This is a genomic window from Brevundimonas denitrificans (genome assembly GCF_030160755.1).
Lineage (GTDB): Bacteria > Pseudomonadota > Alphaproteobacteria > Caulobacterales > Caulobacteraceae > Brevundimonas > Brevundimonas denitrificans.
Genome location: NZ_BSOY01000013.1, coordinates 1 through 26,326, shown reverse-complemented (window position 1 = coordinate 26,326; position 26,326 = coordinate 1). Strand labels below are relative to the sequence as shown.

The 26,326-nt window shown below is 68.8% G+C and carries 30 protein-coding genes; 19 read left to right on the top strand and 11 right to left on the bottom strand.

Annotated features, from left to right (window positions below):
* The first annotated feature begins 3 nt into the window (after positions 1–3).
* Together QQJ79_RS04800 and QQJ79_RS04795 are read left to right on the top strand one after the other, a co-directional pair.
* Positions 4–1,509, top strand: coding sequence for a sensor histidine kinase (locus QQJ79_RS04800; protein ID WP_284221702.1), 1,506 nt, complete (start codon positions 4–6; stop codon positions 1,507–1,509).
* Positions 1,506–1,883 carry a response regulator gene (locus QQJ79_RS04795; protein ID WP_284221700.1) on the top strand — a complete coding sequence of 126 codons (378 nt, stop codon included), beginning with the start codon at positions 1,506–1,508 and terminating at the stop codon, positions 1,881–1,883. Before QQJ79_RS04800 ends, QQJ79_RS04795 begins: the two co-directional genes overlap by 4 nt.
* 77 nt (positions 1,884–1,960) lie before the next feature.
* On the opposite strand, the gene QQJ79_RS04790 is transcribed toward QQJ79_RS04795, so the two are convergent.
* Genes QQJ79_RS04790 through QQJ79_RS04780 form a run of 3 tightly spaced genes read right to left on the bottom strand, consistent with a single transcriptional unit; the run spans position 1,961 to position 5,199 of the window.
* Entirely contained in the window at positions 1,961–3,550 is a 1,590-nt protein-coding gene (locus QQJ79_RS04790) for a phytoene desaturase family protein (protein WP_284221699.1), read from the bottom strand.
* Between the two features lie 54 nt (positions 3,551–3,604).
* A complete protein-coding gene (locus tag QQJ79_RS04785; protein ID WP_284221698.1) occupies positions 3,605–4,321 on the bottom strand; it encodes a class I SAM-dependent methyltransferase in 717 nt (238 codons plus the stop codon).
* The gene (locus QQJ79_RS04780; protein ID WP_284221697.1) at positions 4,318–5,199 is read right to left on the bottom strand and encodes a DUF817 domain-containing protein; all 882 of its coding nucleotides are present in this window, start codon (positions 5,197–5,199) and stop codon (positions 4,318–4,320) included. Before QQJ79_RS04780 ends, QQJ79_RS04785 begins: the two co-directional genes overlap by 4 nt.
* 185 nt (positions 5,200–5,384) lie before the next feature.
* On the opposite strand from QQJ79_RS04780, the gene QQJ79_RS04775 reads away from it, so the two are divergent.
* Entirely contained in the window at positions 5,385–5,963 is a 579-nt protein-coding gene (locus QQJ79_RS04775) for a DUF998 domain-containing protein (protein ID WP_284221695.1), read from the top strand.
* A 137-nt stretch (positions 5,964–6,100) separates the two neighbouring features.
* On the opposite strand, the gene QQJ79_RS04770 is transcribed toward QQJ79_RS04775, so the two are convergent.
* The gene (locus QQJ79_RS04770; RefSeq protein ID WP_284221693.1) at positions 6,101–6,523 is read right to left on the bottom strand and encodes a VOC family protein; all 423 of its coding nucleotides are present in this window, start codon (positions 6,521–6,523) and stop codon (positions 6,101–6,103) included.
* 8 nt (positions 6,524–6,531) lie between these two features.
* Positions 6,532–6,993 (bottom strand): preQ(1) synthase, encoded by a 462-nt coding sequence (queF, locus tag QQJ79_RS04765; protein WP_284221691.1) that lies wholly within the window; start codon positions 6,991–6,993, stop codon positions 6,532–6,534.
* Positions 6,994–7,574: 581 nt separating this feature from the next.
* Between queF and QQJ79_RS04760 the strand changes: the two genes are divergently transcribed.
* The 7 genes from QQJ79_RS04760 (at position 7,575) to QQJ79_RS04730 (ending at position 11,506) form a co-directional block, all read left to right on the top strand.
* Positions 7,575–8,501 carry an NAD(P)H-dependent flavin oxidoreductase gene (locus QQJ79_RS04760; RefSeq protein ID WP_284221689.1) on the top strand — a complete coding sequence of 309 codons (927 nt, stop codon included), beginning with the start codon at positions 7,575–7,577 and terminating at the stop codon, positions 8,499–8,501.
* 33 nt (positions 8,502–8,534) lie between these two features.
* Positions 8,535–9,242: a TorF family putative porin gene (locus QQJ79_RS04755; RefSeq protein ID WP_284221687.1), complete on the top strand. Its 708-nt coding sequence runs from the start codon at positions 8,535–8,537 to the stop codon at positions 9,240–9,242.
* Positions 9,243–9,292: 50 nt separating this feature from the next.
* Complete coding sequence (locus tag QQJ79_RS04750; RefSeq protein WP_284221667.1) at positions 9,293–9,505, top strand: hypothetical protein; 213 nt, start codon at positions 9,293–9,295, stop codon at positions 9,503–9,505.
* A gap of 172 nt (positions 9,506–9,677) precedes the next feature.
* On the top strand, positions 9,678–9,890 hold the full coding sequence (locus tag QQJ79_RS04745; RefSeq protein ID WP_055828888.1) for a cold-shock protein: 213 nt from the start codon (positions 9,678–9,680) through the stop codon (positions 9,888–9,890).
* Between the two features lie 208 nt (positions 9,891–10,098).
* Entirely contained in the window at positions 10,099–10,701 is a 603-nt protein-coding gene (locus tag QQJ79_RS04740) for a fasciclin domain-containing protein (RefSeq protein ID WP_284221660.1), read from the top strand.
* Between the two features lie 224 nt (positions 10,702–10,925).
* Positions 10,926–11,138, top strand: coding sequence for a cold-shock protein (locus QQJ79_RS04735; protein ID WP_055828885.1), 213 nt, complete (start codon positions 10,926–10,928; stop codon positions 11,136–11,138).
* Positions 11,139–11,239: 101 nt separating this feature from the next.
* Entirely contained in the window at positions 11,240–11,506 is a 267-nt protein-coding gene (locus QQJ79_RS04730) for a hypothetical protein (protein ID WP_284221649.1), read from the top strand.
* On the opposite strand, the gene QQJ79_RS04725 is transcribed toward QQJ79_RS04730, so the two are convergent.
* The 6 genes from QQJ79_RS04725 to QQJ79_RS04700 form a co-directional block, all read right to left on the bottom strand.
* Complete coding sequence (locus QQJ79_RS04725) at positions 11,503–12,669, bottom strand: cystathionine gamma-synthase (protein ID WP_284221646.1); 1,167 nt, start codon at positions 12,667–12,669, stop codon at positions 11,503–11,505. The two genes, QQJ79_RS04730 and QQJ79_RS04725, sit on opposite strands and share 4 nt — an antisense overlap.
* An 11-nt stretch (positions 12,670–12,680) precedes the next feature.
* Positions 12,681–13,409 (bottom strand): dienelactone hydrolase family protein, encoded by a 729-nt coding sequence (locus QQJ79_RS04720; RefSeq protein WP_284221644.1) that lies wholly within the window; start codon positions 13,407–13,409, stop codon positions 12,681–12,683.
* On the bottom strand, positions 13,396–14,196 hold the full coding sequence (locus QQJ79_RS04715) for a dienelactone hydrolase family protein (protein ID WP_284221640.1): 801 nt from the start codon (positions 14,194–14,196) through the stop codon (positions 13,396–13,398). The genes QQJ79_RS04720 and QQJ79_RS04715 overlap by 14 nt, the downstream gene beginning before the upstream one ends.
* A 4-nt stretch (positions 14,197–14,200) precedes the next feature.
* Positions 14,201–14,986 (bottom strand): dienelactone hydrolase family protein, encoded by a 786-nt coding sequence (locus QQJ79_RS04710; protein WP_284221638.1) that lies wholly within the window; start codon positions 14,984–14,986, stop codon positions 14,201–14,203.
* 7 nt (positions 14,987–14,993) lie between these two features.
* Positions 14,994–15,794 carry an alpha/beta hydrolase family protein gene (locus tag QQJ79_RS04705; protein ID WP_284221636.1) on the bottom strand — a complete coding sequence of 267 codons (801 nt, stop codon included), beginning with the start codon at positions 15,792–15,794 and terminating at the stop codon, positions 14,994–14,996.
* A gap of 132 nt (positions 15,795–15,926) precedes the next feature.
* Entirely contained in the window at positions 15,927–17,330 is a 1,404-nt protein-coding gene (locus QQJ79_RS04700; protein WP_284221634.1) for a pyridoxal-phosphate dependent enzyme, read from the bottom strand.
* A 118-nt stretch (positions 17,331–17,448) separates the two neighbouring features.
* On the opposite strand from QQJ79_RS04700, the gene QQJ79_RS04695 reads away from it, so the two are divergent.
* The 9 genes from QQJ79_RS04695 to QQJ79_RS04655 form a co-directional block, all read left to right on the top strand.
* Positions 17,449–17,712, top strand: coding sequence for a type II toxin-antitoxin system Phd/YefM family antitoxin (locus QQJ79_RS04695; RefSeq protein WP_284221632.1), 264 nt, complete (start codon positions 17,449–17,451; stop codon positions 17,710–17,712).
* Positions 17,709–18,158, top strand: coding sequence for a type II toxin-antitoxin system VapC family toxin (locus QQJ79_RS04690; RefSeq protein ID WP_284221631.1), 450 nt, complete (start codon positions 17,709–17,711; stop codon positions 18,156–18,158). The genes QQJ79_RS04695 and QQJ79_RS04690 overlap by 4 nt, the downstream gene beginning before the upstream one ends.
* On the top strand, positions 18,155–20,458 hold the full coding sequence (rnr, locus tag QQJ79_RS04685; protein ID WP_284221629.1) for a ribonuclease R: 2,304 nt from the start codon (positions 18,155–18,157) through the stop codon (positions 20,456–20,458). The genes QQJ79_RS04690 and rnr overlap by 4 nt, the downstream gene beginning before the upstream one ends.
* Positions 20,459–20,519: 61 nt before the next feature.
* Complete coding sequence (locus tag QQJ79_RS04680) at positions 20,520–21,512, top strand: DUF4424 family protein (protein ID WP_284221627.1); 993 nt, start codon at positions 20,520–20,522, stop codon at positions 21,510–21,512.
* A gap of 49 nt (positions 21,513–21,561) precedes the next feature.
* A complete protein-coding gene (locus QQJ79_RS04675; protein WP_284221625.1) occupies positions 21,562–22,269 on the top strand; it encodes an NUDIX hydrolase in 708 nt (235 codons plus the stop codon).
* Positions 22,270–22,317: 48 nt separating this feature from the next.
* On the top strand, positions 22,318–23,313 hold the full coding sequence (locus QQJ79_RS04670) for a 3-oxoacyl-[acyl-carrier-protein] synthase III C-terminal domain-containing protein (RefSeq protein ID WP_284221623.1): 996 nt from the start codon (positions 22,318–22,320) through the stop codon (positions 23,311–23,313).
* A complete protein-coding gene (locus QQJ79_RS04665) occupies positions 23,310–24,299 on the top strand; it encodes an NAD-dependent epimerase/dehydratase family protein (protein WP_284221622.1) in 990 nt (329 codons plus the stop codon). Before QQJ79_RS04670 ends, QQJ79_RS04665 begins: the two co-directional genes overlap by 4 nt.
* Positions 24,296–25,138 (top strand): MBL fold metallo-hydrolase, encoded by an 843-nt coding sequence (locus QQJ79_RS04660; protein WP_284221620.1) that lies wholly within the window; start codon positions 24,296–24,298, stop codon positions 25,136–25,138. Before QQJ79_RS04665 ends, QQJ79_RS04660 begins: the two co-directional genes overlap by 4 nt.
* The coding region (locus tag QQJ79_RS04655) for a hypothetical protein (RefSeq protein WP_284221618.1) at positions 25,128–26,326 on the top strand (1,199 nt) is incomplete at its 3' end. The genes QQJ79_RS04660 and QQJ79_RS04655, both read left to right, overlap by 11 nt.

Sequence of the window (26,326 nt, the reverse complement as noted above, 5' to 3'; positions counted from 1 at the left end):
CAGATGACATCTATCGAGACCGACCTCGCGGCTGCACTGAACGCCTCGCCCAACGCCTATTTCATCGTCGGCCCGGAACTGAAATTCGTATGGGCGAACCCGGCCTATCTGGCCGTGACCCAGCGCACCGCCGCCGAATTGATCGGGACGCCGGTGTTCGAGGCGTTCGACGCCGGCCCGGGGCTGGAAGGCCCTGAGAGCTCGCGGCGCCTGCGCGCGTCCTTCGAAAAGGTCTTCGCGACCGGCGCCCGCAACGACATCCCGGTTCTCCACTACGCGATACCCCTGCCGGGTCCGGACGGGACCCTGGCCTATGAAGACCGCTACTGGAGCGTCATTCATACGCCGCTGCTGCGGGACGGCGTGGTCGAGCATGTTCTCCAGTACGCCATCGACATCACTGAACTGGAAAACCTGCGGCGGTCCGCGACCCTGGAGGCGGCGGCCCCGGCGCTCCACGCCATCGACGCCATTGTCGGCGGCGCCCTGCTCAGCGGCGCGCGGAGCGTTCAGGCCGACAACGCCCGGCTTGAAACCGAGCGGCAGGGGCTGATGGACCTGTTCATGCAGGCCCCGGGCTTTGTGGCGGTCCTGACCGGGCCCGATCATGTGTTCCAGATCCACAACAGCGCCTACGCCCAGCTGATCGGGCATCGCGACATCAGCGGCAAGCCGATCGGCGAGGCTCTGCCCGAGGTGCAGGGCCAGGGCTATTTCGAGTTCCTCGACAGCGTCTACGCCACCGGAGAACCGTACGAGGGCCGCGCCAGCCGGGTGCAGTTGCAGCGCACGCCCGACGCCCCGCTCGAGTCGCGGTTCCTCGACTTCATCTATCAGCCCATTCGGGACGCCCGCGGCGCCGTCGCCGGCATCTTCGTCCAGGGCCACGACGTCACCGGCACCGTTCGTTCGGCCGAGCGCCAGAAGCTGATGATCGACGAACTGAACCACCGGGTGAAGAACACCCTCGCCACGGTCCAGTCGATCGCCGTCCAGACGGCGCGCTCGCACGTCGATCCCGCCACCTTCGCCGAGGGCTTCCAGGCCCGGTTGATGGCCCTGTCCCACACCCACAACCTGCTGACCCGCAGCCACTGGGAAGGCGCGGATCTGGGCGCGATACTCGAGCATGAGACGGAGGCGCACGGCTCCCACCGTGTGACCCTGAACGGTCCGCCCGTGGCCCTGGAGCCGGCGGCGGCCCTGTCGCTGGGCATGATTTTCCACGAACTGGCCACCAACGCCGCCAAGTATGGGGCCCTGTCCGCGCCGGCGGGCCGCGTCCTGGTGGACTGGTCGGTCGCGAACCAGACCCGGCCGGTGCTGACGCTGACATGGCGCGAGATCGGCGGGCCTCCGGTCGCGCCCCCGGAACGCCGGGGCTTCGGCAGCCGGCTGATTGAACGAAACGTGCGCCATGATCTGGCGGGCGCCGTCAAACTGGACTACGCAAGCGACGGTTTCAACGCGGAATTCTCGGTTCCGCTGGACAGGGAAAGATCATCATGACCCAGACGTTGAAGGGTCGGCGCGTGCTGGTGGTCGAGGACGAATCCCTGGTCGCCATGCTGCTGGAAACCATCCTCGAGGACATGGGCTGCACCCCTGTAGGCCCCGCGGGCACGATCGAGGAAGGGCTGGCCATGGTCGCCGACCCGGCGTCGCTGGACGCCGCCCTGCTGGACGTCAATGTCGCCGGCCGTCAGGTCTTCCCTGTCGCCGATGCGCTGACGGCGCGCGGCGTCCCCTTCGTCTTCTCGACGGGCTATGGCGAAAGCGGCCTGCCCGACGCCTGGCGCGGTCACGCCACGGTGCAGAAGCCCTTCACCGAAAACGCCATCCGCGAGGCCCTGATGAAGGCGATGGGCGTGGAGAACGTCTAGGGGAGCAGGCAGTAGGCAGCAGTAGGGATCGCGCGCCTTGGCGGCGACCGCTCTACATACCGCCTACCGCCTACTGCCTACTGCCTGACACCCAGGTCCTTCAGCACCGCCCGCGCCGCATTGTGTCCCGGCGCGCCGGTGACGCCGCCGCCAGGATGGGCTCCCGAGCCGCACAGATACAGACCCGGAACCGGCATCCGGTGATCGGCGTGGCCCAGGACCGGGCGCGCGCTGAACAGCTGGTCCAGCGTCAGCCGCCCGTGGAAGATGTCGCCGCCGACGAGGCCGAAGCGCCGCTCCAGATCGCGCGGCCCCAGCGCCAGCCGCCCGACCACCGAGGCCTTGAAGCCCGGCGCGTAGCTGTCGACCGTCTCGATCATCAGATCCGCCACCGTGTCGCGATGCTCGTCGCCCAGGGCCGGATCGACATGCTGGCAGAACAGGCTGGCGACATGCTGTCCGGCGGGGGCCAGGCTGTCGTCGAGCGTCGAGGGGATCAACATCTCGACGATCGGCTTCGACGACCAGCCGTTCAGCCGCGCCTCGGCATGGGCCCGGTCCATATAGGCCAGCGACGGCGCCATGATGATTCCGGCGGTCAGGTGATCTCCCTGCCCCGGCAGGCTGGTGAAGTTCGGCAGTTCCGACAGGGCCACATTCATGCGGAAGGTGCCCGATCCGGACTGGTAGTTCCCGATCCGCTCGCGGAAGTCGGCGGGGACGACGGCGTCATCCACGAACCGCTCGAACAGCAGGCGCGGATGCAGGTTGGACACCACCGCCCGCGCCCGAACGACGTCGCCCGCCTCGCTCACCGCCCCGACGGCGCGGCCTTTCTCCGTCAGCACCTCGGCGATCGGCGTCTCCAGCCGCACCTCGACGCCCTGTTCGGCGCAGGCGGCGGCCATGGCCTGGGTGATCGCCCCCATGCCGCCGATGGCATGGCCCCAGACGCCCTTGCGCCCGTTCACCTCGCCGAAGACATGGTGCAGCAGCACATAGGCCGAGCCCGGCGTGTACGGACTGGCGTAATTGCCGACCACGCTGTCGAAACCGAACAGGGCCTTGATCGGATCGCTCTCGAACCAACCGTCCAGCCAGTCGCCGGCCGACTTGGCGAACAGGTCCAGCAGATCGCGCCGACCGGTGACGTCCAGCCCCGCGGCCTGTTTGCCCAGCGACGCGCCCTTCAGCAGCTCAGGCAGCATGGCCATCCAGCCGCCGTCCACCATGTTGGGCGGGGCCTTCAGGATCCAGTCGCGCAGCACCGCCGCCACCGTCTCCAGCCGCGCCTCATAGTCAGGCAGACGTGCCGCATCGCGCGTCGAGAATTTCGCCAGTTCCCCCTGGGTCCGCCCCTCGCCCGCGAGGAAATGGCGGCCGTCGTCCAGGGGCAGGAAGTTGGAGACCTTGCGCTCGACAACCCGCAGCCCGTGCCGGGCCAGGTCCATGTCGGCGATGACCTTCGGATTCAGCAGGCTGACGGTGTAGCTGGCGGTCGAGTTGCGAAAGCCCGGATGGAATTCCTCCGTCACCGCCGCCCCGCCGACGACATGGCGGCGCTCCAGGATGGTGACCTTCAGCCCGGCCTTCGCCAGATAGAAGGCGCAGACCAAGCCGTTGTGGCCCCCGCCCAGGATGACGACGTCGGTTTGCGTGGCGGCCATGGTGTCTCCCGTCTCGCCCGACGCTCTAGCACAGCCGTTTCAGGGGTCACCCCCTCAGCCCGGCTTGACCCATTCCATGATCAGAAACCAGGGCGCGCGACGATAGTGCGCGCCCCGATCCGGATCGCCGCCTTGCGGGCCCGGCTCGGCGAAATGACGCAACACCAACCCCGCGTCGAGCAACAGGGTCATGTAGGTGGACAGCGGCCGATGCCAGTTGACGATCCGGATGCCGCGCCACTCGATCCAGGCGGAGCGCTCTTCCAGATAGTGGTCCATGGCGAACGCCCGGCGACCGTCCGCCATCTGCGTCCAGCCCAGTTCCGAGGCGTCTCCGGCCGAGTTGAAGCTGGTCAGATTGGCGATCAACAGGGTTCCGCCGGGCTTCAACACCCGCGCCATTTCCCGGATCGCCGCCGCCGCGTCAGGAATGTCGATCAGCGACAGATAGCTGACCACCAGATCGAACGCCGCGTCCCCGAAGCCCAGCGCCTCCGCGCCTTCGATCCGGTAGTCGCCGTCGGGGTCCAGCGAACGGGCGTGGTCGATCAGCGCCGGCGCGGGGTCGATGCCCACCGCGCGCACCCCTTCCGCCCTGAGCTGACGGCAGAAGCGGCCTTCGCCGCAGCCCACGTCCAGCGCCGAAGCATAGACCCCCGCCCGGACCCGCTCCATCATCGGCGCGTCGAGAACGAACCGCCGGCCATAGTCGCCGGTTTCGCCCTGCGCCGCGATCCACGCTTCGGCCGAATCCTGCCAGCCATCGTTCATCGACCGCCTCCCCCGGCCAGCCCGACCGGTTCCTCTTCCGGCCGATGCACAAGCGACACCAGCACCACGCTGATCATCATCAGCAGGAACCAGCTGCCCAGCTTGTCGACCGACACCATATGCCAGCCGTCGCTCTGGGACGGATAGACCCAGGCGTTGGCGAAGGTGCCGATATTCTCGGCCAGCCAGATGAAGGTCGCGACCAGAAAGAACCCCAGCAGAAACGGCATGGCCCGCCGCGTCCGGTCCGGCGTGAAATAGAACCAGCCGCGCCCGAACAGCACCGCCGTCAGGACGAACAGGCCGAGCCGGATATCGGGCAGCCAGTGATGGGCGAAGAAGTTGATGTAGATCGCGGCCGCCAGCACCCACGTCGTCCACAGCGGCGGATAGTGGCGGAATTTGATGTCGAAGATGCGCCAGATGCGGGCGATATAGCTGCCCACCGCCGCATACATGAAGCCCGAGAACAGCGGCACCATGCCGATCCTCAGCAGGCTGTCCTCCGGATAGATCCACGAGCCGGCCTGCGTCTTGAACAGCTCCATGATCGTCCCGACGACGTGGAAGACGAAGATCACCCTTGCCTCCTCCCAGCTCTCCAGCTTGAGCGCCAGCATGGCCGCCTGGATGCCGAGCGCCCCGACCACGAGAAAGTCGTAGCGGCTGACCGGCGCCTCGTCGGGCCACCACAGATGCGTCGCCAGCAACATCGCCAGCATCGCCCCGCCGAACAGACAGGCCCACCCCTGCTTGATCCCGAACATCAGGAATTCGAAGCCGTACCGGGACCATGCGGCGCGGTCGGCGGCGGTCTGGAGCCGAAGCAGCCAGTGACGGCCCCAGGTTTCAAGCGGAAGGCGGCGGGAATCGCTCATGCGCGGAGGTTAGCGGTCCGGAGCCGGAGCGAGGAGGAAGGATTGCGGACACTGCCCCGCGTCCCGAGCGACCTCGGGCCGTCGCGTGCAGCGCCAGGGCGGTCCACGACTGACCCCGGTCCAAGCTTGGCAGTTGGGGATCGGCGTGTTTAAAATTCCGCCGTATTGGCCGGAAAGGGGCTGTCATGCGAAAGATCTTGCTTGGGTGCGGCGCGGCCGCGTCGGTGCTGTATTTCGCGACGCTGATCGGCGCGTCGCTGACCTGGCCCGGATATAGCCACGTCACCCAGTACGCCAGCGAGCTGGGGAGCGCGGCTGCGCCCCACCCCGCCATCTTCAATCTCGGGATCCTCGCGACCGGCGCGCTGGCGGTGCTGGGCGGCCTGGGCCTGGTCTGGCATTTCGCCGCCGCGGGACGCCTTGTGAGCGGCGCCTTCGCCGGCGCGGCCCTGGCCGCCTGGGGCGCGGGCATGATCTTCGGCGGGCTCTATCCGATGCCGAATCCGCTTCACAACGGCTTCGGCCTGGTGTTTGGCGGCCTGCTGCTGCCCGTGATGCTGATGATCGCCCTGCGCGGCCGGGCCAGCGGCGTGGTTTACGCCCTGCTCGGGCTTTGGCTCGCGGCGATGATCGCGACGCTCGCCGTCATGTTCGGCGTCGGAGAACTTGTGACATCCCGGAACGTCGGCCTGTGGCAACGCGCCTTTGCGCTCGCCCTGATCCCCGGCATCGGAGTCTCCTGCGTCTTCCTCGCGCGGCGATAAAGGGAGCGCCGGTCACCGCCTGGATCGAAGCCCGCGGGAGGATTGTCCGGGCCGTGGGTTCTGACGCCATCTCAACCGGCCGCGCCGACGCACTCCAGCCCCGCCTGCGATCGGGCTGCCGCCCGGCGGACCGGCGCCTATTTCGCGAACAGCTGGCCCAGGTCCTCGAAGGCCTTCATCTCGATGGCGTTGCCGCTCGGATCGCGGAAAAACATCGTGGCCTGCTCGCCCGGTTGGCCCTTGAATCGCACATGGGGCTCGATGTCGAACTTCGTCCCCGCCGCGACGAGACGGTCGGCCAGCGCCTGCCAGTCCTCCATCTCCAGCACCACGCCGAAATGGGGCACCGGCACCTGATGGCCGTCGACCGCGTTGCCGCCGGCGTCAGGCGCTTTCATGCCCGGCACGAGATGCGTCACGATCTGATGGCCGAAGAAGTCGAAATCGATCCATTCGTCCGAACTGCGCCCCTCGGGGCAGCCCATGGTCCCGCCCCAGAAGCGACGCGCGGCGTCGAGGTCATGAACGGGAAAGGCGAGATGGAAGGGGCGAAGCGACATGAGGCGTCTCACCCCCGCCCGCGATAGGTCGGCACGCCCTGATCCGGCAGCCACAGCCCCTCGGGCGCGGGGCCCGTCTGCCAGAAGACGTCGATCGGAATGCCGCCGCGCGGGTACCAGTAGCCCCCGATGCGCAGCCATTTCGGCTGCAGCAGGTCGGCGATCTTCTTGCCGATGGCGACGGTGCAGTCCTCGTGGAAGGCGCCGTGGTTGCGGAAGGCGGTCAGGTACAGCTTCAGCGACTTGCTCTCGACCAGCCAGTCGCCCGGCGCATAGTCGATGACGATGTGGGCGAAGTCCGGCTGGCCCGTCACCGGGCACAGGCTGGTGAACTCGGGCGCGGTGAACCGCGTCAGATACAGCATTCCCGGATGGGGATTGGGCACCCGCTCCAGTTCGGCCGTTTCCGGGCTGGTCGGCTGGACGGTGTGCTGGCCGAGCTGATGCAGGCCTGAGGTGTCGGTGGTCATGATCGGAAGGTGTTTCGGCTTGCGGGCGCCCGGCGGGGCGAGGCATCAGGGTGATCTGCGGGAGGACATAGGGCGATGCGGAAACCATTTCAAAGCCTGAGACAGGCCATCGTCCTTTCGGGCGTCGTGACGGGCCTGACGATGTCAGGGGCCTCGGCGCAGGAGATCCCGCCGGTCGGTTCAGCGCCGGAACGCCCGGCGATCACCAACCCGTCCTGGGCGCGTCGGCCCCTGCCCGAGTTTCCGGAGCGGGCGATGGCCCGGGGTGTCACGGAAGGCAGCGCCTCCGTCGCGTGCAGCGTCGCCCCGGATGGAACCCTGTCACACTGCCTCATTGTCAGCGAAACTCCTCCGGGAGTCGGGTTCGGTCCGTCCGCCCTGTCCGCCGCAAGGTCCGCCCGCTCTCACCGGAGTCAGTCCAGGACGCCGCGCCCGGCTCCGAAGTGAGATTCGTCCTGCGCTATCGGGCGCCAGACTACTGAAAGGATCACGAGCCGCCGCGCTCCGGGTTCGCCCGAAGCCATTTGCCTTCCCCCGCGACAGCCCGCTATCCGTAGCCAAAGACAACTCGGGGAAACGTCATGGCCATTCCGGCATCGCTGCAAAAGGGTCTGAAGCTGCCGGTCATCGCGGCCCCCATGTTTCTCGTCTCCGGACCGGATCTGGTGGTCGAGGCCTGCAACGCCGGGATCATCGGCACCTTCCCGTCGCTGAACCAGCGCACCACCGAGGGCTATCGGGAATGGCTGCACGACATCAAGGCGCGGCTGAACCCCGACGCCGCCGCCTTCGGCGTCAATCACATCGTCCACCCCACCAACCCCCGCCTGATGGCCGACATGATGGTCTCGGTCGAGGAGAAGGTGCCGCTGATCATCACCTCTCTCGGCGCGGTCCGCGATGTGGTGGATGCCGTGCACGGCTACGGGGGCGTGGTCTTCCACGACATCGCCAATGTCCGCCACGCCCGCAAGGCGGCCCAGGCGGGGGTCGACGGCCTGATCCTGGTGGCCAACGGCGCGGGCGGACACGCCGGGGTGATCAACCCCTTCGCCCTGGTCGAGGAGGTTCGGTCCTTCTTCGACGGGACCATCATCCTGTCCGGCTGCCTGTCGACCGGCGGCGACGTGGCCGCGGCCATCATGATGGGCGCCGACTTCGCCTATATGGGCACCCGCTTCATCTCGACGACGGAGTCGATGGCGCAGCCCGAGTACAAACAGATGGTCGTCGAGGCCGGCGCCTCGGACATCACCTACACTCCCGCCGTCTCGGGCATTCCGGCCAATTTCCTGACGCCGTCTCTCGTCGCCAACGGCATCGATCCCAAGTCCCTGCCCGAGCACAAGCTCGACATGGCGGATGAGGCCAAGGCCTGGAAAACGGTCTGGTCCGCCGGTCAGGGGTCGGCCGGCGTGCGTGATGTTCTGCCCACGGCCCAGCTTGTCCGTCGGCTGGCGGACGAATTTACACAGGCTTGTGATAAATTCGACAAGAAGCGGCTCTAGACCGCGCCTCGTTCCAAACGAGGCGACTCACACATGCTCCGCACCCTGACGACCGCCGCCGTCCTGGCGACCGCCCTGCTGGCCGCCGCCGCGCCCGTCGCGGCCCAGGACGCCCCCGCCCCTTCCGGCAACTGGTCCTTCGCCGTCGGCGCCGCCACGGACAACCGCTCCAAGGGCGCGTCCAAGTCCGACGGCGAGGCCTATGTCTGGGGCGAGGCCGAATGGGAAAACGCCTCCGGACTGATTTACGCCGGCTCCGGATTCCAGACCATCCAGAGCTCCAGCGGCTCTGATCTGGAAGTGGAGATCGGCGCGGGCGTCCGGCCTGAGATCGCCGGCTTCGACCTCGACCTCAACGCCACCTTCAAGTCCCAGATCGACGCCGCCTCGACCTATGACGACAATGCCTGGGAGCTGACCGCCGACGTCAAACGCTCGATCGGCCCGGCCAGCGGCCGTGTCCGCTTCCAGTATTCGCCCGACGGCATGGGCGGGACCGAAGCCTGGACCTGGGTCGAGGCGCGTTTGGGCTGGGACTTCACCGACAAGCTGGAAGGCACGGCCGCGATCGGCCGGCGCGAGCAGGACAACAGCCTCGACTACACGGCGTGGAATGCGGGTCTCACCTACGCCCTGACCGACAAGATCGACGCCGACCTGCGCTATTACGCCACCGACGCCGATGTGCCGGGCGAACAGTATGCCGACAGTCTGGTGGCGGGGATCAGCCTGGCCTTCTGAGACCGGAACAGGGGCCTCGCTTTTCCGGCCGGGGCCCCTATTTAGGACAGATGAGCAACCATCGTCCCACGACCCTCGAACGCGCCTATGAACTGGCGCGCGGCGGCGGCTGCCGCACTGTCGGCGAAATCAAACAGGCCCTGCAGTCCGAAGGCTTCGAGCGGATCCAGGATTCCCTCTACGGCCCGACCCTGACGGCCGCCCTGCGCAAGCTTTGCCAGGAACACTATGTCGCCGATCCGGAAGGCGAAGCCGCCGAATAGCCGGGCTGGACGCCTGTCTTGATTTTGGCGCGCCGCCGGTCCAAAAGCGTTTTGTCGAGCTCTCTGCGAAACGCCACCCTCTGCTTTCGCACTGAGGTCTAGCCGCTCCTTTCAGACCCGACAGACCGCAGGGGCTTTTCCCTGTGGCCAACTGCTAGCGGAGGTCCTGAAAATGGCTACCGGCACTGTAAAATGGTTCAACTCCACCAAGGGCTACGGCTTCATCCAGCCTGACGACGGCGGCAAGGACGTTTTCGTCCACATCTCGGCCGTCGAACAAGCGGGCCTGCGCGGCCTGGATGAAAACCAGAAGGTTTCCTACGAAATCGAGCGCGACAAGCGTTCGGGCAAGGAATCGGCTGGTCAGCTGAAGACCGAAGGCTGAGTTCAGGCGTCGGTTTCCGACGCGTGATTTCGACGGCGGCGAGGGCGAAAGCCTTCGCCGCCGTTTTGCTGTCCGGTCGCCCGCGCAACGTAAGACCCGCGCCTTGGATGCAGCCCGTGGCCAGACGCCGCACGGCCGCATCCGCCCCGGGGACGCGCCCGTCTTTCCGTCCGAGCCGTAACGACGGCCGCTCAGGAGAGAAACCGACATGACCTTCACCCCCACCCGCGCCGCCCTTATCGCCGCCATCGCCGCCGGCGCCCTGCTGACCGCCGCCTGTTCATCCATGGGCGGCATGGACTCGATGGCCACCGGCCCGGGAGCCCAGGCCACTGTGATGGTCGGCGGCGCCGCCATGTATCCGAACCGCACGATCGTCGAGAACGCCGTGAACTCGCGCGACCACACCACCCTGGTCGCCGCCGTCACCGCCGCCGGACTGGTCGAGACGCTCTCGGGCCCCGGCCCCTTCACCGTCTTCGCCCCGACCAACGCCGCCTTCGCCAAACTGCCCGCTGGCACGGTCGAAACCCTGGTCCAGCCGGCGAACAAGGCGACCCTGACGAAGATCCTGACCTATCACGTGGTGCCGGGCCGGGTCAGCGCAGCCGACCTGACGGCGCAGATCCGCGCGGGCGGCGGACAGGCGCGTCTGACCACCGTCGAGGGCGGCGTTCTGACCGCCTCCCTGCGCGGCGGCTCCGTCATCCTCACGGACGAGAACGGCGGCGTCGCCACGGTGACACAGGCCGACGTCTTCCAGTCCAACGGGGTCATCCACGTCACTGACACCGTCTCCATTCCCAACTGACGAAAGCCCGGCGGAGCCTGCGTGTGCGGGCTCCGCCTCCGCCTTCCGGAATCACCGTGCTTGCTATTGCCGGGTAAAGCGCCCATCTGAGGCCTCGTCGATCTCACTGCGAAACGCTGCTGCCCCTTTGCATCGCGCACCGAGGTCCAAAGCCGATCCCATTCAGACCCGACAGACCGACCCGGAACCTCTTCCGGCGGTCAACGCCTAACGGAGGTCTCAAAATGGCTACCGGCACTGTGAAATGGTACAATTCCACCAAGGGTTACGGCTTCATCGCCCCCGATGACGGCGGCAAGGACGTGTTCGTCCACGCCTCGGCCGTTGAAACGTCCGATCTGGGCACGCTGAACGAAAACCAGAAGATTTCCTACGAAGTCGAACGCGACTCGCGTTCGGGCAAGGAATCGGCCGGTCGCCTCAAGGCCGCCGAATAGTTTCCGACAAGCGACCCCGCCGGGCTTGACGCCTGGCTGATGGAAGGGCCGGCCGCCGAACAGGCGCCGGCCCGACTGTTTTCCAACTCCAGGAGATGCCGATGACCCCGCTGGCCGAAAAGCTCCCGACCATGACCGACCCGGACCTGAAGGCCCTGCGCCTCAATGCGGTCCGCCTGTCGGAAAGCGGCTCCCCCACCAAGATGGCCACCGCCGCCGAACTGGTGCCCCTGATCGACGAGGAAGTAGCCCGCCGCGCCGCGGACAAGACGACCACCGCCGTCAAGAAGCCCCGCGCGCCCGCCAAGAAGAAGGTCGTCCCGGCGACCGGCCACCAGACCGCCCTGCCGGACAGCAAGGCCGCCTAGACGGCCAACGCCTGATCAAGGTCCGCGATCAGGTCCTCGACATCCTCGACGCCGACGGACAGCCGGATCAGGTTCTCCGTCACACCGCCCGCCTCGCGGACCTCTTTCGGCACCGAGGCGTGGGTCATGATGGCCGGGTGGTTGACCAGGCTTTCGACGCCGCCCAGCGACTCCGCCAGGGTGAAGACCTGAACCCGCTCCAGCACCCGCTTCGTCCGCTCCAGATCGCCGTCGATCAGGACCGTGACCATGCCGCCGAACCGGCCGTTCATCTGGCGTGACGCGAGGTCGTGCTGCGGATGGCTGATCAGGCCGGGATAGATGACCTTGGCGATCCCCTTCCGGTCCTCGAGCCAGCGCGCCACGGCGAGGGCGTTCTCATTGTGCGCCTTCATGCGCAGGCCCAGCGTCTTCAGCCCCCGGTTGGCCAGGAAGGCGTCGAACGGCCCCATCACCCCGCCGACCGAGTTCTGGAGAAACTTGATCTCCTTCGCGAGGTCCGGGTTCGCCGTGACCAGCGCGCCGCCGATGATGTCGGAGTGGCCGTTCAGATATTTGGTCGCCGAATGCATGACCACATCGGCGCCCAGCTTCAGCGGCTGCTGGCTCCAGGGCGTGGCGAAGGTGTTGTCGACGATCAGCAGCAGGCCGTGCGCCTTGGCGATCCTCGACAGGCCGGCGATGTCGGCCAGTTTCATCAGCGGATTGGTCGGAGTTTCGGCCCAGATCAGCTTCGTCTTCGGCGTGATCGCCGCCTCGACCGCCGCCAGATCGCTCAGGTCGACATAGGCGAAGTCCAGCCCCATCGAACGGCGCCGCACCCGCTCGAACAGCCGCCACGAGCCGCCGTACAGATCGTCGCCGGTGACGATGTGCGACCCGGCGTCCAGCAGTTCCAGCGCCGTCGAGGTCGCCGCCATGCCGCTGGCGAAGCCGAAGCCGTGGGTCCCGCCCTCAAGATCCGCCAGACAGGCCTCGAAGGCCTCGCGCGTCGGGTTCTTGCCGCGGGCGTATTCATAGCCCTTGTTCACGCCCGGGCTTTCCTGGGCATACGTCGAGGTGGCGTAGATGGGCGTCATCACCGCGCCGGTGGTCGGGTCCGGGCGCTGGCCCGCGTGGATGGCGCGGGTCGAAAAGCCCTGACTGTTCTTCAGCGATGCCATGAATGATCCAGTTACTGTGAGATGCGGCCGATATTGCCGCCATAGAAGGCCGAAGCGCGGGTGAAGATCTCGGCCCATTCCGGCGGACGGAACAGGTGCCCTGCGCCGGCGATCACTTCAACCCGGACCGGGATATCGTGTTCCCGCAGGAAGTCGACCCAGGTCGCCGTGTTGCGGGGCAGGACATGGGTGTCGTTCTCGGCCCGGATGATCAATACGGGGATGCGCCTGCGCGGCGGCCGCGGCGTGTAGACGTCCACGCCCCCGGCCAGTCCGATCGCCGCCGCCGCCCGGCTGTTGCCCAGGGCGCCGTCGACCGCGACATAGGAGCCGAGCGAATAGCCGAACATCGCGGTCCGGCGCCGGTCGACGCCGCGGCCGATGAACCAGTCTATGGCGTGTTCGCCGACGTCGCGCCAGGCCTCCATCATCGGAGGCGGCCGGATGCCGTCGTCGGGCCAGGCATCGGTGAACAGGGGCGTCAGCACCTCATAGCCGTCGCCGGCGAAGCGCATCGCCAGCTCATGCCACGGCCCCCGGCTGGCGATGCGGGCGCCCGAGCCGTGCATCATGACGATGGCCGAGCGCCGGCCCTCGCCGACCGGCCGGTAGTGGATGGCGCGGATCGGCTTGCGGTGGCTCAGGAAGGTCAGACCCTCCCAGGCGGGGGTCTCGTCTTGCGGAGCCCAGCCGCCGCCCGCCAGACCGGCCGCCGCGGCCAGAACGCTACGACGGCGCATGTTCCGGCTCCGGGCGGCTTTCGAGGAAGGTGCGGGTTCGACCCATGACCGCGCACCAGGTGGGCAGATCATACTGGTGTCCGTCGAAATCGAGACCCTGGACGTCGACGGCGGCCCCGGCTTCGCGCAGGTCCGCCGCGAGTTCCAGCGTGGCGCGGACCGGAACGGCCTCGTCCCGACGGGCGTGCATCAGCAGGAATGACAGGTCCCGGCCGGCCAGGGTCCCGTCGACCTCCCCGCCCCCGGCCACCAGCACCGCCGAGTGGATGGGGCTCCCGGGCGCCGAGGCGGCGTTCAGGGCGACGCCGGCGCCGCGGGAATATCCCCACAGCGCCACCCGACCCGGCGACACGCCCGGCTTGCCCGCCAGTTGAACCGCCGCGTCCAGCGCCGCCTGGCGCCAGGCTCGCCCGTTCACCAGCCGTCGGCGCTGATCGGGCGTATCGGCGTCGAAATAGGCGGGAAGAATCACCCAGTAGCCGCGCGACGCCAGCTGGATGGCATGGGCGTCGAACAGGATGGAGTTCATCTCGAAGCCGGTCCCGCCGTGCAGCATCACCAGACCCGCGCCGTTCGGTTCACCCCGCGGCGCATAGAGATAGGCCCGGATCGGACGACCGCGGCTTTCGAATGTGACCAGGGTTCGTGACGCCTGGACCGCGACATCGTCCGCACAGCCGGGAATCCCGACCTGGACCTGGGCCAGAGCCGGGGGCGCTCCCGCCAGAATCGCGATCAGGCCGATCAGCGCCATGCCCGCCGGACGGAGGAAGATGGTTCCTGTCATGACTTCAGGCGTCTCGCTCGCTCAGCGCGCGGTCCAGAAACGCCCGCGTCCGCCCGAAAATCGCACACCAGGTCGGGCGGTCAAAGCCATGTCCATCCCAGTCCAGCGCCTGAACCTCAACCCGGCCGCCCCGGCGCTGCAGGCCGTCGCCCCATCGGCGTGTAGACATCGGCGAGATCACGGGATCCCGGCGGGCGTGTATCAGCAGCAGGGGGACCGATCGCCCGCCGCGGCCGGCTTCGCCGACGTCCAGCCCGCCGGCCACTGAAACCGCCGCCGCCGCGACGTCCGACTCCATCGCGGTCTCCCCGGCCAGGAAGCCGCCCAGCGAATATCCCCACAGCGCCACCCGTTCGGGGTCCATGCCCGGGCGCCCGCCCAGGAAGGACGCCCCGTCCGCCGCCACCCCTCGCCAGAGGCGCATATCCCGGCCGGTTCGACGCGCCCGGCCCGGCTCCGCGTCATAGTAGTTCGGAACGAGCACGTGATAACCGCGCGACGCCAGCTGGATGGCGTGCGGATCAAAAGTCGCTGCGTCGGCGGACAGCCCCCGCGCGCCGTGCAGCAGGACCACCCCCGAACCGTTCGGCTCGCCGCCGGGCGTATAGAGGTGCGCCTGTACCGGGCGACCCCGGCTTTCGAACGAGACGAGTGTCCGCGACGCCCTGACCGCCACATCGTCGGTGCAGCCGGGACGTCCGACCTGCGGCTGATCCGGCGCCGTCTGGGCCTGGGCGATGGGTCCACCCATGGTCGCCGCCAGCAGGCCAATCAGCGCAATAAGGCGCACCGGCGCGTTACCCGGCGGGAGCGGCGGCGGCCGGCAGGAGGTTGGCGTCGAGGAAACGCCGCGTGTGCTGGAACACCTCGCACCAGACAGCGCCGGTCATCGAGGGGTCGCGGGACGCCAGCATCTGGACTTCGACGGTCGCCCCGCGGCGGCGAAGGTCAGCGGCCAGATCGCGCATCGTGGCGGACGAGATGATCGGGAAGGTCGAATAACCCTCGATCAGCAACATCGGCACCTCCCGGCGGGTCCGGCTGGGCTCGAAGATGTCCTTGCCGGTGGCGACGCCGATAGCCACGCGAGCGGTCGAGTCGGGATGGGCCGACCCGTCCGTGGCGACGAAGCCGCCCAGCGAGAAGCCCCAGATGCCGACGCGGGCCGGATCGACGCCCTCCAGCGTGCCCATATAGGCGACGGCGTCATGGCCCGCCTCTTCCCACAGGCGGATATCACGGCCGTTCCAGGGAACCTGGCGCGCCCGGGCCTCGAAATAGTTCGGCACCAGGACGTGATAGCCGCGCGCCGCCAGCTGGATGGCGTGCGGATCAAACGAATGGGCGTCGACGGACAGGCCTTCGGAGCTGTGCAGCAGGACCACCGCCGCGCCGTTGGCGGGACCGGTCGGCTTGTAGATCAGGCCGCGGACCCTCTGGGAATTGCTGATGAACTCCGTGTTCCCGCGCGTGGCCCGCTGCGGCACATCGTCGGAACAACCCGCCGGGGCGGCCGCCTGCGCGGAGACTTGCCCGGCGCAGAACAGCGAGGCGGCGGCAAAGGCGGCGGCGAGAGCGAGGTTCGAAAGGCGTGTCATTGGATCAGGCCCAGCAGCGAATGAACGGGACGGGGCCCAGTCAGGACCACAATTGGGCCGCCGTCCAGTCCGATCGCCTCATTTCCACCGCAGGTTAGCCACAATCCGCCGGCGGGTTCAGGCCAGGTCGCCTTACCGGTTCAGACTCAGGTGGTTGATGAGGTCCGTCCGCGTAATCAGGCCCACAAATTGCTCGCCATCCAGCACGATCGCCACACGGTCGCGGTCGAACAGGGGGATCAGGGCGTCCAGGCTCTCGCCCACCTGGACGGTATCGAGGTCGCGGGTCATGGCCGAGGCCACCGGTCGGGCGAACCGCTCCCGCCGGGTGATCTCGTCCGTATTCATGACATGGACCAGATCGCTCTCGTCCAGAATCCCGACCAGCCGGCCGTCCTGGATGATCGGCAATTGCGAGACGTCGGCGCCGCGCATGCGCTTGAACGCCGTATCCAGGGTGTCTTCCGGCCCGGCGACAACCACGTCGCCGTTCTCGTATTTGCGGCTGATCAGGTCCGACAGATCCCCATGCAGCGGCTGGCCGCCCAGCCCCTGATCGGCCAGCCAGGCGTCGTTATAGACCTTGGACAGATATTTGGCGCCGGTGTCGCAGACGAAGGTCACGACCCGCTTCGGCTCCGTCTGCTCGCGGCACCAGCGCAGGGCGCTGGCGATCAGCGTTCCCGACGACGAGCCGGCCAGCACGCCCTCCTTCAGCAGCAGCTCCCGGACGGTGGCGATCGCCTCGGCGTCGGGGATGGAATAGGCCTTGTCGATCAGGCTCATGTCCGCGGTGTCGGGCACGAAATTCTGGCCGATGCCTTCGACGGTGTAGCTGCCCTCCGGTCCCGGCACGCCGTCGTTGACGATTCCGGCCAGCGTGGACCCCACGGGATCGGCGAGGATGATCTTCGCGTCCGAACCGACGCTCTTCAGATAGCGGGCGATGCCGGTGATGGTGCCGCCCGAGCCGATGCCGGCGACGAAGGCGTCGATGTCGCCGTCCATCTGTTCCCAGATCTCCGGCCCCGTCGTCTTGAAGTGGGCGAGGGAGTTGGCGTCGTTGGCGAACTGGTTGACGTAGAAGCCGCCCGGGATCTGCTGCGCCAGCCGCTCGGCCATGTCGGTGTAATATTCCGGATGCCCATGCGGCACGTCCGAACGCGTCAGGCGAACATCGGCGCCCATCGCCCTGAGATGCTGGATTTTTTCCTTGGACATCTTGTCGGGGATGACCAGAAGCACCTTATAGCCCTTGGCCTGCCCCACCAGGGTCAGCGCCAGACCCGTATTGCCGGCCGTCGCCTCGACGATGGTCCCGCCGGGCTTCAGAAACCCCTCCGCCTCGGCCGCTGCGATCATCGACAGGGCGATGCGGTCCTTGATCGATCCGCCCGGATTCTGCGCCTCCAGCTTCAGGAACAGGCGGCACGGGCCGGTATCGATCTTCGTCACCTCCACCATCGGCGTCTTGCCGATCAGGTCCAGCAGGGAGCCGGTCGGACCGGACAGGACGGGGGCGGCGGAAAGGGACATGCAGAAACTCCGGGGGTACGTTCGCGCTGGAAGCTAGGCGCGGGGCGCCCGCCGAACAACCCGGCTGGCGAAGTCGAAGATTTATGGCTATATTTATGGCCAGAATGGAGATCGGACCATGGCCAACTACGGGGTTGCGGAAGCCAAGAACAACTTCACCCACCTTCTCGACCGTGTGGAAGAAGGGGAACGGGTCGTGATCACGCGTCATGGCAAGCCGGTGGCCGAGATAAGGCCCATCGCCCCCGAACGGCCCCTGCCGACCGAGGCGGAACGCCGGGCCGCCTTCGAGCGTCTTCGCAAGATGCGCGAATCCCTGCCCCCGGCGACCCAGACCTCGGTGGAGTTGCTCCGCGAAATGTACGACGACAAGCCCTGGTGAACGCCTATCTCGACGCCAGCATTCTGGTCTCCATCCTTCTCGAGGAACCGTCGAGCGTTCAGGTCATCGAAACGCTCGCGCGCCGCGAGGACACGGCCCTGCTCGTGAGCGATCTGGCCGCCACGGAGGTGTCATCGGCCGTTTCCCTTCGTGTTCGGCGAGGCGAAGACACCGCTGAGTCCGGACAGATCCGTCTGCGGTCCTTCGACCGCTGGTGCGACGATCTCACCCGACCCGTCGAGATGCTTCCCGACGACATCCGCTCCGCGGGCCAGATCGTTCGCATGTTCGATCTCGGCCTGAGAGCGCCTGACGCCATCCACGCCGCCGTCGCGCGTCGGCTCGGCGCCTCCCTTTTCACCCTCGACCGGCAACTGGCGCGCGCAGCCGTCGCCCTTGACATCACCCTGATGCAGCCGGTCTCCGATACCCAGGAAATCCCATGAGCAAATCACCCCGCCGGCCCGTCGCCGGACTCCCCGACGAAAACACGCTGATCGCCTTCCTCCGCGAAGCCGGATCGGCCGAGAAAACCGACATCGCCCGCCACTTCGGCCTCAAGGGCGGCGAACGCCGCGCCCTGCGCGAAATGATCCGCGCCCTTGAAGAGGCCGGCAAGCTGGGCAAACGCGGCCGCAAGGGCTTCTCCGAGGTCGGCGCCCTGCCCGCCGTCGGCGTCGCCGACGTGGTCGAGCGCGACATGGACGGCGAACTCTACGTCCGTCTGGTCGAGGCCTCGACCGACGCCCCCCGCGCCCTGCTGGTCCCCGACAACGACAAGCCCGGCCCCGCCCCCGGCATGGGCGACCGCGTCCTCGTCAAGTTCACGCGGACCGAGGACGGCTGGGAAGCCCGGCTGATCAAGACCCTCGACGCCGGCGCCAACAAGGTGCTGGGCGTCATCCGCAAGTCCCACAAGGAGGTCCGGGTCGAGCCCGTCGATCGGCGCTCCAAGGACGTGCTCCTGGTCCCCCACGCCCAGGCCGAGGGCCTGCGCGACGGCGACCTCGTTCTCGCGGCCATCGAAAAGGGCGACCAGCGCTACGGCCCCAAGCGCGGCAAGATTCTGGAAAAGATCGGCCACGAGGGCGACGCCCGCGCCGCCTCCCTGATCGCCATCGCCGCCCACAATGTGCCGATGGGCTTCTCCGAGGCCGTCGAGAAGGAGGCCGAGGACCAGGAGCTGCCTTCGCTGAAGGGCCGCGAGGACCTTCGCGACCTGCCGCTGATCACCATCGATCCCGCCGACGCCCGCGACCACGACGACGCCGTCTATGCGATGCGCGACGAGGACCCGAAGAACGCCGACGGCTGGATCGTCTGGGTCGCCATCGCCGACGTCGCTGCCTACGTCCGCCCCAATACGAACCTCGACCGTGAGGCCCGCGACAAGGGCAACTCCACCTACTTCCCCGACCGCGTCGAGCCGATGCTGCCCGAGCGGCTGTCCAACGGCCTGTGCAGCCTCAAGGAAGGCGAGAACCGCGCCTGCATGGCCGTGCGCATGGTCTTCGACAAGGACGGCCGGAAGACGGGCCACAAATTCATGCGCGGCCTGATGCGGTCCCAGGCCAAGCTCAGCTACGAGCAGGCCCAGGCGGCGATCGACGGCCAGACCGACGATGCGACCGGCCCGATCATGGCCGCCATCCTCGAACCTCTTTGGGCCGCCTACCGGACCATGCTCAAGGGCCGGCTGAAGCGCAGCCCCCTGGCCATCGAAAGCCCCGAACGCCGCATCCGCATGAACGACCAGGGCCAGATCATCTCGATCGAGCCCCGCGTCAGCCTCGAGGCCCACCGGCTGATCGAGGAGATGATGATCCAGGCCAATGTCTGCGCCGCCGAGACCCTGGAGCAGAAGAAGACGCCCCTGCTGTACCGCGTCCACGACGCGCCGAGTCAGGAGAAGCTGTTCAACCTCGGCGACTTCCTCCAGACCATCGGCAAGCCCTGGACCAAGGGCGAGCCGGCGACCACCAAACGATTCAACAAACTGCTGGACGAGACTCGCGGCGGCGACCACGCCGAGGTCGTCAACGAGGTCGTCCTGCGCAGCCAGATGCAGGCCATCTATTCGGCCGAGAACGTCGGCCATTTCGGCCTCAACCTCGACCGCTACGCCCACTTCACCTCGCCGATCCGGCGCTATTCCGACCTGATCGTCCACCGCGGCCTGATCCGGGCGCTGGGCCTGGGCAAGGACGGGCTGAGCGAGCGCGAGATCAGTGAACTGCCCGCCATCGCCGAACAGGTGACCATGACCGAGCGTCGCTCCATGGCGGCCGAACGCGCCGCCATGGACCGCTACATGGCCGCCTTCCTGCAGGAGCGGGTCGGGGCGACCTTCCCCGGCCGCATCACCGGCGTGACCCGCTTCGGCCTGTTCGTGCGCCTGGATGAGACCGGCGCTGACGGCCTGGTCCCCGTCTCCACCCTCGGGACCGAATATTTCACCCACGACGACAAGTCCCACGCCCTCGTCGGCGAACGCAGCGGCGCCCGCTGGACCCTCGGCCGGACGGTCGAGGTCCGGCTGAAGGAGGCCACGCCGATCACCGGCGGTCTGGTCTTTGAGATGTTGTCCGACCCGGCCCCGCGCGATCCCAACGCCCCCGCGCCCCGGCTGGGCCAGCGCGCCCGCGGCCCCGGCGGCGGCGGCTTCCCCAAGCGCGGCGCGGGCCGGCCCGGCGGCCCCAAGCCGTCCGGCGGGCTGAAGGGCGTCCGCAAGGGCAAGCGGCGCTGACGGCGGAAATCGTCACGACTTCGCCGCATCCGATCGGCTAGTCTCGTCGCGGGAGGACGAGATGATCAGATTGAACCGGGGCGTCGCCGCCGTGCTGGCCGCCATCCTGCTCGCCGCGCCGGCGGCGGCCAATGACAGCGTCGCCTCCATGGGCGCCGGCGGCCTCGTTCTGCAACGCACCGACGGCATCGAGATGCGGTCCGAGGATCTCTATGTCTCGGCCGCCGAGATCCGCGTCCGCTACCGCTTCTACAATCGCACACAGCGCGACATCTCGACGATCGTCGCCTTCCCCATGCCCGACCTGCAGGGTGGCGACGAGGCGGTGCCGCTTGAGGATCCCCTGCAGATGCCCTTCACCACGACGGTGAACGGCCGCCGCGTGGCGACCAATGTCGAGCAGAAGGCGATTTTCAACGGGGTCGACCACTCCGGACTGCTTCGCGGCCTCGCCGTCCCGTTCACGCCCCGGGGCGAGGCGACGATGCAGGCGCTGGCCGCCCTGCCCCGACCCCAGATCGAAATGCTGATCGAGATGGGGCTGATCGAGGACCGGTCCTGGACCGACGCCGGCGTCCGCCAGCTTGACCTTGTCCCCCTCTGGACGCTGAAGACCACCCACTACTGGACCCAGGTCTTCCCCGCCGGGCGCGAACTCGATGTGCGTCACCAGTACACGCCGGCCGTTGGCGGTTCGGCCGGGAGCGTGTTCGGCGACCCGGCCATGGAGGCCGGCGAATACGCCAGTCAGGCAGCGACCCGGTATTGCACGGACGACGCCTTCCGGGCCGGCGCGCGCAGGATGCGCGCGCGCGGCCTGTATCTTACCGAGACCTGGGTCGACTACATCCTTACCACCGGCGCCAACTGGGCCGAGCCGATCGGGGAATTCCGCCTGGTCGTGGACAAGGGCTCCTCGCGCAACCTGGTCAGCTTCTGCGGCGAGGGCGTGCGCAAGATCGGCCCGACCCGGTTCGAGATCAGGCGGCGCAACTACACCCCGACACAGGACCTGTCCGTGTTGATCTTGACCGGAATTCGCTTCGACGACTGATCTCCCGGCCGGGTCGTCCGCGAGCCGGCGAGCATGCTATGGCCGGGCCATGATCACGCCTTTCGACTCCGCCCGCAACCTGACCGACGCGCCCCGCGTCGGCGGCCGTCAGACCCCGAAGGACGCGGCCACCCTGATCCTGACCCGCGTCCGCGGCGGCGAGGCCCAGGTGCTGATGGGTCGTCGTGCCCCCGGCCACGTCTTCATGGCCGCCAAATGGGTCTTCCCCGGAGGACGGATCGATCGCTCGGACTTCAGCGCCGCCGCCGCCAACGATCTGCCCGCGCCGGACACAGCCCGCCTGATGCGCGAGGTTCCCGCCCGCCGCGCCCGCGCCCTTGCCCTCGCCGCCGTGCGCGAGACCTTCGAGGAGACCGGGCTGCTGCTCGCCGCGCCCGCGCCCGCGGCCTCGGTCGCCGGTTCGTGGCGCGAATTCCGGGCTGTCGGGGCCCTGCCCGATCTGGCCGCCCTGTCCTATGTCGCCCGCGCCATCACGCCGCCGGGACGGACCCGCCGGTTCGACGCCCGCTTCTTCATGGCCGACGCCCGCGCCCTGCTGCACCCGGAGCCGACCGCCGGCTCAGGCGAACTCGACGAGATCGCCTGGCTGCCGCTGGCCGACACGAGATCGCTGGACCTGCCTGCCATCACCCGCTTCGTGCTGGGGGAGGTGGGCGAGCGCCTCGCGCATCCGAACCGGCCCCTGCCCTATGTCCGCATGGTGCGCGGACGGCATGTGATCGAGCACCAGGACTGAGCCCGCGGGCGCATGGACGACGCCCGACGGCAAGGCTAACCTGACGCCATGACGCCCATGATCCTGGCTGGCCTTGGGGCGTATTCCCCGCGTGAACACCGGTCGTCGCAGGCGCTGGACGCCGTCTTCGGCCAGCCCTCGGGCTGGACCGAGACCCAGTTCGGCATTGCGTCCCGCGGCGTCGCGGCCCCGGACGAAACCACCTCGATGATGGGGGCCGAGGCCGCAAGGCGCGCCCTGGCGATGGCACGCTGGGAGGCGGGCGACATCGACGTCCTGATCGGCGCCTGCGGGGTGATGGAACAGCCCATCCCCGGCGCCTCGGTGCTGATTCAGGAGGCGCTGGGTCTCGGCCAGTCCGGCGTCTGGGCCTTTGACGTCAACCAGACGTGCCTGTCGTTCGTGACCGCGCTCGACGTCGCCGCCATGGGCTTCGCCACAGGCCGGTTCCGCCGCGCCCTGATCGTCTCCAGCGACATACCGTCATGCGGACTGGACTGGGAAACCCCAGCCTCCGCCGCCATCTTCGGCGACGGCGCGGCGGCCGTGTGCGTCGAGGCCGGCGACGATCCCCACGGCCCGGGCCTGCTGGCCCGCCGCTTCGAAACCTATGGTTCGGGCAAGGACCTCGCCTCGGTGCGCTCCGGCGGAACCCGCGTTCGCCTGGACGACGGACTGGAGGCCTTTTCCGACGGCGCCCGCTTCCGGATGGATCCGTTCGGCATCTTCAAGGCCGCTTCGAGAACCCTGCCCGCCCTGATCGCTCGGGTTCTGGGCGAGGCGGGCCTGACCCGCGAGAGCGTCGATGTCATCGTCGGCCACCAGGCCAGCCGGCCCGCGATCGAACACGCCCGCCGGCTCATGGGGGGCGACCCGGACCGGGTGATCGACATCTTCGCCACGCGCGGCAATCAGATCGCGGCCTCCCTGCCCACGGTGCTGGTCGAGGCGCAGGCGACAGGACGGCTGGGTCCCGGCAAGACCGTCCTGCTTCTGGGCACGGCGGCGGGGATCAGCCTGGCCGCCATGGTGCTGCGGACGTGAGCCGCCGCGCGCTGGTCACCGGCGCGACCGGGGGCCTCGGCCTGACCCTGACGCAGGCCTTGCTGGATGAGGGCTACACGGTCCGCGCCGCCGGGCGCAGCCCGGCGGCCATCGCCCGGCTGGGCGCGATGGGGGCCGAGACCGTGGCGGGCGACCTGTTCGACCTGGGTCCCGACACCCTGTGCGGGGACATCGACGTCGTCTTCCACGCCGCAGCCCTGTCCAGCCCCTGGGGTCCCGACGCCCACTTCCAGCGCGCCAATGTCGATCTGACCCGCGACCTGCTCGCCGCCGCGCGTCGGTCGGGCGTGGGGTCGTTCGTCTTCGTCTCCTCCCCCTCGGTCTACGCCCGCTGGGCCGACCAGACCGGATTGACGGAAGACACGCCCTGGCCGGAGCGTCCCCTGAACGCCTATTCCCGCACCAAGGGCGAGGCCGAGCGTCTCGTGCTCGCCGCTGACGCGCCCGGCTTCCGCACCGTCGCCATCCGCCCGCGCGCCATCATCGGCCCCGACGACGCCGTCCTGCTGCCGCGCATCCTGCGGCTGGTGAAGCGCGGTCGGTTCCCGGTGTTCCGCGACGGGCGGGCGCTGGTGGAGATGACCGATGTGCGTGACGCGGCGCGCGCGATCCGGCTGGGCGACGTTCACCGCGAGGCGGCGGGCGGGCAGGCGATCAACATCACCGGGGGGCAGGCCCTGCCCGTACGCGATCTGATCAGCAGACTGGGACAGGCGCTCGACATCGAGGTCCGCACCGTCTCCATACCCCTCGCCCTCGGACAGGTCCTGTCGGTCGGCGCCGACGCCCTGTGCCGCGTCCTGCCGGGACAGCCTGAGCCGGTGCTGACGCCCTACACCCTGTCCACCCTGGCCTGGTCGCAGACGTTCGATCTGGGCAAGGCCCGCCGTCTGCTCGGCTATGAACCGGCCCATGACGCGGTCGCTACGGCGCTGGCGGTCGCGCCCCGGCTGGCGGCGTCATGAAACGCTGCCGCGTCCATATCCTGCGCGCCGGATCCTGTTCGCATCCCGCCGTCATGACCCGCCGCGACGCCGGTCTGGCGCCGGCGGTCTTTCCCGCCCTGGCCGCCCTGATCGTCCATCCGGACGAGGGACCGATGCTGTTCGACACCGGCTACGACCCCGCCTTCTTCGCCGCCACCGATCCGTTTCCGGAACGTCTCTACCGCTGGACCACGCCCGTGACGCTGGAGCCGGGACAGGCCGTCGCCGACCAGCTTCCGGCCTTCGGCTTTACGCCGGGCGACATCCGCGCGGTCGTCGTCTCCCACTTCCACGGCGACCACATCGCCGGACTGACACGGTTCCCGGAGGCCCGCCTCTTCTGCGCCCGCGCCGGGCTGGCTCAGGTCCAGCGCAAGGGCCGCGTCGCCCGTGTCCGCCGCGGGGTGCTGGCGGCGCTCGCTCCTGCCGACATCGACGCCCGTGCGGTCTTCTTCGAGGACCGGGCGCAGGTCGCGCTCGGCCCCGACATGGCCCCGTTTGAAGCCGGGGCGGACCTGCTGGGCGACGGCTCCCTGCTGGCGGTCCAGCTGCCCGGACACTGCCCCGGCCACTGGGGCCTTCTCGTGCGGCAGAGCGACGACCGCACCCGCTTCCTGATCGCCGATGCGGCCTGGTCCAGCGGCGCCGTGCGCGACGACGTCCCGCCGCCGCGCCTGACCACCGCCCTGCTCGGCCAGACCGGCCCCTATCGGGAAACCCTCAACGCCCTGCACCGGCTGTGGGCGCGCAATCCCGAGGTGATCGTCACCCCCTCCCACTGCGGCGAGGTTGAGGTCGAGACGCGCCGTGCGGACTGACCGGCGCGCGGTCCTGCGGGCCTGGCTCGCGGCCCGCTGGAGCGCTTGGAGCCTGCGCTCGCCCGCCGATGTCGCGCGGCGACAGGCGCAGCTCTGGCGCACCATGGCCCCCGTCATCGCCCGCACCCCGGCGATCAGCGCCCTCGCTGGCCGGCCGCTGGCCGACTTTCCGGTCATGTCTCCTGATGCCCTGCGCGAGCGCTTCGACGCCTGGAACACCCTCGGCCTGACCCGGCCCGAGACCGAAGCCGCCGCCCTGGCGGCGGAGTCCGGCGAATCCGGTGAAGTCCAGCCCGGGATCGTGGCGGGCTTCTCTACCGGCTCCTCGGGACGACGCGGCCTGTTCGTGACCAGTGCGGCGGAACGCGGCGGCTGGATCGGCCATATCCTCGCCCGCCTGCTTCCCGCCGACGCCCTGTTGCGCCCCACACGGATCGCCCTGTGTCTGCGCGCCGACAACCGGCTGTACGGCGATATCGGAGAGGCGGGTCCGTTCCGCTTCCTGTTCGTCGGCCTCGACGGTACGGCCGCCGAACGGCTCGAGCGGCTGCGGGCCTTCGCCCCCGACGTCCTGATCGCCCCGCCGCAGGTTCTGGCGGACCTCGCCCGACGCACGGACCGACCCTGGCCGCTGCGTCGCCTGTTCTACGGCGCCGAACCGATGGGCGAGGCCGAGCGGGGCTGGATCGGCGCGGCGCTCGGCGCCCGGCCCGACCCCATCTATCAGGCCACCGAGGGCTTCCTCGGCGCCGCCTGCCGTCTCGGGACCCTGCACCTGAACGAGGATGTGCTGATCATCGAGCGCGAACCCGTGCCCGGGACCAACCGCTTCCTGCCGATCATCACCGACCTGCGCCGCACCACCCAGCCGATGATCCGGGTCCGCCTGCCCGACCTGCTGCAGCCGCTGCCGGCGCCCTGCTCCTGCGGCTCGCCGCTGACCGCCGTTCATCCGGTGGAGGGCCGGCTGGAGGACCTTTGGCGCTGGCCGGGCGCCGTGATCTGTCCGCGCGAGGTGGAGACCGCCGTCAGCGCCGCCCTCGGCCCGGAACACGACTGGCGCGCGGTCGCCACGCCGCACGGTGTCACGGTCGAGGCCGCTCCGGACCGGGTCGAGGCGGCGCGGTCGGCCATCGAGAACCTGCTCGCGACGCACGGCGTGAAGGTCGCCGTGGCCGGCGGCGGTCG